Consider the following 6,842-nt stretch of genomic DNA (forward strand, 5'->3'; position numbering starts at 1 on the left):
AATACAAATTTTATTAGAAAATGTCAAAAGAGACAAATTCAGCAGAGGTTATTTTAAACCAAAACGTAGCACCAGAACAATTTGATTGGGATTCTTTCGAATCAGGTCTTGATGCAGATGCGAGAAAAGAAAAAAGCGATTTAGAAGAAATCTATAACGGATCTCTTAACAGCCTAAACGATAATGACGTTTTAGTTGGTAGAGTAGTTAGATTAACTGACAAAGAAGCTATCGTAGACATCAACTTCAAATCTGAAGGTGTTATTTCTCTTAACGAATTCCGTTACAACCAAGGCCTAAAAGTAGGTGACGAGGTAGAAGTAATGGTTGACAAGAGAGAAGACAAAACTGGTCAATTACAATTATCTCACAGAAAAGCTAGAACGCTTAAAGCTTGGGATAAAGTAAACGAACTTCACGAAACTGGAGAAATCGTTAACGGTTTTGTTAAATCTAGAACTAAAGGTGGTATGATCGTTGACGTTCACGGAATCGAAGCATTCTTACCAGGTTCTCAAATTGACGTTAAGCCAATTAAAGATTACGATCAGTTCGTAGGAAAAACTATGGAGTTCAAAGTTGTGAAAATCAACCCTGAGTTCAAAAACGTAGTTGTATCTCACAAAGCATTGATCGAAGCAGATATCGAAGGTCAGAAAAAAGAAATCATCGCTCAACTTGAAAAAGGTCAGGTTCTTGAAGGAACTGTTAAGAACATTACTTCTTACGGTGTATTCATTGACTTAGGAGGTGTTGATGGATTGATCCACATTACAGACCTTTCTTGGTCTAGAGTGAACCACCCATCTGAAATCCTAGAGGACGGACAAACTGTAAAAGTTGTAATCCTTGATTTCGATGATGAGAAAACAAGAATCCAATTAGGTATGAAGCAATTAGAAGCTCATCCTTGGGATGCTCTTTCTGCTGACATGAAAGTTGGTGACAAAGTAAAAGGAAAAGTAGTAGTTCTTGCTGACTATGGTGCATTCGTAGAAATCGCTCCAGGTGTTGAAGGATTAATCCACGTTTCTGAAATGTCTTGGTCTACTCACTTAAGATCTGCTGGAGATTTCGTAAAAGTAGGTGATGAAGTAGAAGCTGAAGTATTAACTTTAGATAGAGAAGAAAGAAAAATTTCTCTTGGTATCAAGCAATTATCTAAAGATCCATGGGAAAACATCGAAGCTAAGTATCCAGTAGGATCTCAGCATGTAGGAACTGTAAGAAACTTCACTAACTTTGGTGTATTCGTAGAGTTAGAAGAAGGTATCGACGGATTAATCTACATCTCTGATCTTTCTTGGACTAAGAAAATCAAGCACCCATCTGAGTTCTGTGCAGTAGGTGATAAATTAGACGTTGTAGTTCTTGAATTAGATATCCAAGCTAGAAGATTATCTCTAGGTCACAAGCAATTGACTGAAAACCCATGGGATAAATTCGAAACTAAATATGCTGAAGGAACTATCCACGCTGGTAAAGCTGTAGAAGTTCACGATAAAGGAGCTTCTGTACAATTCGAAGATGCTGAGGTTGAAGCTTTCTGTCCTTCAAGATTATTAGAGAAAGAAGATGGATCTAAAATCAAGAAAGGTGAAGATGCTCAATTCAAAGTAATTGAATTCAACAAAGAATTCAAGAGAGTTGTAGTTTCTCACACAGGTATCTTCAGAGACGAAGAAAAGAAAAACGTTAAAGAATCTTCTTCTAGAAACGTATCTTCTTCTTCAAACAACGAAGAAAGATCTACTCTTGGAGACATCGATGCATTAGCAGAGTTAAAAAGAAAAATGGAAGAAGGTAAATAATCCTTAAACCATTTGTAAATATTGAGCCGCTCATTTGAGCGGCTTTTTTTGTTTTTGAAATGTGATGCCTTATGTTTTTATTCAGTATATACTATTGTATTAGTTTTATTTATTGATAATTTTTAATAATATTTTGATTTTAATTAAAATATTTCACTACATAAAGAAATTATGTTATTTTTGGAAAGCTAAAACAAAATTTTAACTATGAAAAAAACATTTTTATTTTTCTTTATGGCACTTATGATGTCATGGAACGGTCTTAAAGCACAGGCTGATTACATTATCATGCTGGATAATGGAAGTTCTGTTACTAATGCTGAGTATGCTAACATGAAACGGGGAGCCATTAAGTTGATGGAACAGTTATTAGCATGTAATACCAGAAACAGAGTTGCTGTCGTGCAATATGGAACCGGAAAATATGGTGATACCAATGGAACAGGAGAGCCTTTAATTTATATTGAGTCTGATTTTACCAATGATCATTTTACCGCTCAGAATTTTGAGAGACGCCTTGATTTTGGTGATCTTTTTAATGAATCTCTTGCTTTGATTGCAGATGCCTTCAATGGAGCTGGAAGTGCTGGTATCATAAGCCCTCAAACGGCATTGAATAATGTGCAGCCTCTAAAATTTGTGGTGTTTACAGATGCAGAAAGAAATTCAGGTGGTCCTGACGGGTCTTATCTGGTGAATTATAATAATACAACGTATAGTGATCCAGCAGCTTTTGAAATGGCTGTGAAGTTTAAAACGATAGGAGCACAATTTACTATGATCCATGCTAATACAAATAGTTCGGCAGCAGGGGCAGCAGCGTCTATTGCAAGTGCAGGAGGTTTATATACAGGAGGATTGGAACCTAATGTTTCAGATCCTGATTATGGGGTGCTGCCAAGATTGTATTATAGCAGACCTAATGGGTTTAGCGTAGGGCAGCCGGAAATGGACTACTGGTCGGATCTTGCAAGTAATATATGCAATACCAATGGTATGGGGACGGTAAATTTCAGATATGAGCCGGGAGAATGTATACAACAGCCGTCAGGTATCGGTGGTTATTATAATCTGCCGCCAGGGGCTACTTTGGTAAATTTTAAACTGGAATTAATAGGTCTGCAGAATGGAACTGTATTTCCTGTGCCATTTAATCCTACTCTTGGAGTTGGGGCTCCAAACTTTTATAATTATTATTTGCAACCTTCTGATTTTGCAGCTGCTTTGAGTGGAGGAGCAATAGGAGAACAGAAATTTAGAGTTTCTATGATTTACCTTTATAATGGGAATTATGAGATTGCTTATGCCTGGAACAATTATCCGTTCTTTGATTATGATATTACGATGAAATGTCCGCATTTGAGAGCTGTAAAGTTGCAAACAGAAGAGAAAATTTTCAAATTAACACCAAATCCTACTAACGGATTGTTTAAAGTAATTCTGAATAAAGAAATTAAATCCGGTACGTTAGAAATCAGAGATCTTACTGGGTATGTAGTTTACAATAAAATACTACGTGATGAAAAAGAAATCGAAGTAGATTTAAGTTCACGAAAAGAAGGAATTTATATTGTTAATGTGACAACAGATAAAAACGAAGTATATTCTGAGAAGATCATTAAAAAATAAAAAAACGAAAAACTGTCCATTTGGGCAGTTTTTTTATAAATATTATTACGTAGAAAATTGATAATAAAAATCGTAATAATTATTGCTAAACGTAGTGTTTTAAGCGTAAAACTAGGCTTTGTTTCTGTTTTTTGAAAAATATTTAATAGCTTTTTTGTTTTTAATTTTCATTTTTGTTTTATTATTGTTAAATTTTATTCTTTAAAAATTAATTTTACATGTGAATTATTTGTAGATTAGCGACTTTAATAATGGATATGAAAAATAGAACTCTACCTCTTTTGTTTGCCGTATTTTCTGTATTTCCGGCGTTTGTATTTGGACAAGATAATGAAAAGCTCATTAAAGATTATATTTCTCAAAATAAAATAAGAGAATATAAAAAGTCTGATCTCAATAATTTTATTGTAGATAATGTAGATCCTTCAAAATCTTTAAATGGAGATGTTGTAAAACTGGTACAAACTTATAATGGTTTGCCTGTATATAGCTCTTCAGGAACAGCTCTTATCAGGGATAATAAAGTGATATACTTTGTAGATAATTTTGTGAAGAATTATTCAGCATCCACATCAAATATTGCTGTGATTAGCAAAGATGCTGCCCTAAAGAAGATTGCAGATGATTTTAAGAAACCTGAAATCGCTGATTATACTATTCTTGAACGTCTTGAAAAGAAAGGAAATGCTGCTACATCGGCTAATCAAAGACTTGTCTATGCTAATGATGAAGCTGGAAACCTTCGTCTCGCTTATGAATATAGTTTAAGAGAGCCTCAATCTCCAAACCATTGGATGGTAGTGGTAGACGCTAATAACGGAAAAATACTGGATAAAAATAATCTGACAGCGTCATGTAGTTTTCATCCTAATGCATATGCTTCAGATCCTGAACATAATCATGCTGAGCTTTTAGCAAATCCATTTATCGGACCACAAAATCAAATAGCAAATAATAGTTCTGCATTGTTGGTTCCGGATAATGCTACTTATAATGTATTCCCTTTACCTATCGAAGCACCTACTTTCGGAGGAAGATCAATCATTACAAACCCTTGGATTCTTAATGCTTCTCCAGAAGGATGGCATTATGATGGGGTTGACCATTATACAACTACCAGAGGAAACAATGTGTTCGCTTACGAAGATGTTTCAGGAACAGCTTTAACGGTACCACCAGGTTATCTTCCTGGAACACCGGCAGAAGGTGGCGCTGCAAGAAACTTTGATTTTCCTTTTAATATCAATGAGGTACCTGCTAATAATAGAAATGCTTCCATTACCAATCTATTTTACCTGAATAATAGAATTCATGATGTTTTCTATGAGTTCGGATTTACTGAAGCTGCAAAAAATTTCCAAGCGAGTAATTTTGGAAAAGGTGGTGCTGCTGCACAAGATGATGACTACGTATTTGCTGAGGCGCAAGATGGAGGAGGTACCAATAATGCCAATTTCTCTTCACCTGCAGATGGATTTAATCCTAGAATGCAGATGTATCTTTGGTCGCCTGTAGGAAGAGTTTTCTATTATAATGCGCCAAGTGCCGCTGTTTCTCGTGTTCCAGGAGCTGGAACTGCAGCTTTTGGAAGTCCTTTACCTCTTGTAGGGGTAACTGGAGATGTTGTATTATCATCAGTGTTAGATGGATGTACTGCCTTGCCGGCTGGATCACTTACAGATAAAATAGGTTTGGTAGAAAGAGGAACTTGTTCTTTTACAGTTAAAGTGAAAAATCTACAGGATGCAGGTGCTAAGGCTGCTATTGTTTATAACAATCAAGTAAATGGTCCTAATTTAGGTATTATGGGTGGAGCTGATGCTACGGTTACAATTCCATCAGTACTTATTACATATGATGAAGGTGGATACATCAAAAGTCAACTCACTGCAAATACAAATGTAAATGTTACATTGAAAAGTAATATGACTCCTGACGGAAGTTTCGATAACGGAATTGTAATCCATGAGTATGGGCACGGTATTTCCAACAGACTTACAGGTACAGGAGTAGGTTGTTTAAATGCAAACACAAGTAAAGAGCAAATGGGAGAAGGATGGTCGGATTTCTTTGCTTTAATGCTAACAAATAAATTAGGTGATAACGCTACTGTGGCAAGAGGTATGGGTACCTATGCTGGTGGTGAAGCAATCACTGGCGGAGGTATCAGACCTGCGAAATATTCACCGGATTTTGCTATTAATAACTTTACTTATGGAGCGACAAATCAAATGCAATATTTGAACTCAAATAATGTATTGGTTACAGATGTACATTCTATAGGTTTCGTTTGGGCAACAATGCTGTGGGATCTTCACTGGAAATATGTAGAGAAATATGGTTATTCTGCAGATGTTTTGGCTAATACAACAAATGGAAGTTCAAAAGTACTACAGTTGGTAACAAATGCTCTTAAACTTCAGGTATGTAACCCTAGTTTTATAGAAGGAAGAAATGCGATATTGGATGCGGATGTAGCAGCTACCAATGGAGCGGATAGATGTATGATTTGGAAAGTTTTTGCAAAAAGAGGACTTGGTATAGGTGCTTCAGCAGGAGTTAAAAGCGTTATTACTGACCAGGTAGAAAACTTTGATATTCCTGAAGACTGTGCTGCATCATTAGGTACTGATGAAGTGAAATCTGTAAAAGAAAACAAAATTTCAATTTATCCAAACCCGGCTAAAGATGAATTCTTTATCAACTTCCCAAGCAATACTATTGGTAAGGTAAGTGTAGAACTTTACGACATGTCTGGTAAATTAGTTTCTTCAGAAGATAAAATTTCACCTGAAACTAAAAAATCAATCTCTACAAACAAACTTGTCAATGGAACTTACATGGTAAAAGTGAAAGGACTTGGTTTTGAATCTTCTTCAAAAGTGATTGTAAAGAAATAACTAACTTATATAATCAATTATAAGGGTCGCCACAAGCTTGCTTGTGGCGATTTTATTTATCTATCACGACAACACCTCTGGAGATTTTAATTAATATATTGTACCTTTGCAGGCTGTTAAAAAAATTATGAAGAAGCAAAATATACTAAAAGGTGTTTTATTTGTAGGGATTGGTGCTAGTATATATGGTATGTTAGCCACTTTTGTGAAATTGGCTTACCATGACGGTTTTACAACTTCAGAAGTAACCACATCCCAGTTTGTACTAGGTCTTGCAGGACTTTTAATCCTGAACATTATTCAGACCCTAACCTCAAAAAAGAAATTATCTCTCCCAAGTTCTAAAGAAGTAAGAATGTTGATGCTTGCCGGAACTTCACTGGGAGGAACCAGTTTGTTTTATTATATAGTCATTCCTTAAAAAGCTAATTTTTCATTTTGAAAATTATACTTGCCTAAGAAGATTTTGAGAACAACTTCGAGCCAAAAAAGAATTTGTTGT

General features: G+C 35.4%; 4 protein-coding genes. All 4 read left to right on the forward strand.

The features are described 5' to 3' along the window. The first annotated feature begins 20 nt into the window (after nucleotides 1-20). The 4 genes from rpsA (at nucleotide 21) to BW983_RS15975 (ending at nucleotide 6,761) form a co-directional block, all read left to right on the forward strand. Nucleotides 21-1,811, forward strand: coding sequence for a 30S ribosomal protein S1 (rpsA, locus tag BW983_RS15960; RefSeq protein ID WP_045494893.1), 1,791 nt, complete (start codon nucleotides 21-23; stop codon nucleotides 1,809-1,811). Nucleotides 1,812-2,018: 207 nt separating this feature from the next. Further along, a complete protein-coding gene (locus BW983_RS15965; RefSeq protein ID WP_076552885.1) occupies nucleotides 2,019-3,440 on the forward strand; it encodes a T9SS type A sorting domain-containing protein in 1,422 nt (473 codons plus the stop codon). Nucleotides 3,441-3,697: 257 nt separating this feature from the next. Beyond that, entirely contained in the window at nucleotides 3,698-6,340 is a 2,643-nt protein-coding gene (locus BW983_RS15970; RefSeq protein WP_228409024.1) for a T9SS-dependent M36 family metallopeptidase, read from the forward strand. A 127-nt stretch (nucleotides 6,341-6,467) separates the two neighbouring features. Continuing rightward, a complete protein-coding gene (locus tag BW983_RS15975; protein ID WP_228409025.1) occupies nucleotides 6,468-6,761 on the forward strand; it encodes a hypothetical protein in 294 nt (97 codons plus the stop codon). The last annotated feature ends 81 nt before the right edge of the window (nucleotides 6,762-6,842 follow it).

It is taken from the genome of Chryseobacterium ureilyticum (genome assembly GCF_900156735.1).
Taxonomy (GTDB): Bacteria; Bacteroidota; Bacteroidia; order Flavobacteriales; family Weeksellaceae; genus Chryseobacterium; species Chryseobacterium ureilyticum.

What these genes read in the sequence shown, in the direction of transcription:
- rpsA (WP_045494893.1), top strand. Translation starts at nt 21, where the DNA reads ATGTCAAAAGAGACAAATTCAGCAGAGGTTATTTTAAACCAAAACGTA.
- BW983_RS15965 (WP_076552885.1), top strand. Translation starts at nt 2,019, where the DNA reads ATGAAAAAAACATTTTTATTTTTCTTTATGGCACTTATGATGTCATGG.
- BW983_RS15970 (WP_228409024.1), top strand. Translation starts at nt 3,698, where the DNA reads ATGAAAAATAGAACTCTACCTCTTTTGTTTGCCGTATTTTCTGTATTT.
- BW983_RS15975 (WP_228409025.1), top strand. Translation starts at nt 6,468, where the DNA reads ATGAAGAAGCAAAATATACTAAAAGGTGTTTTATTTGTAGGGATTGGT.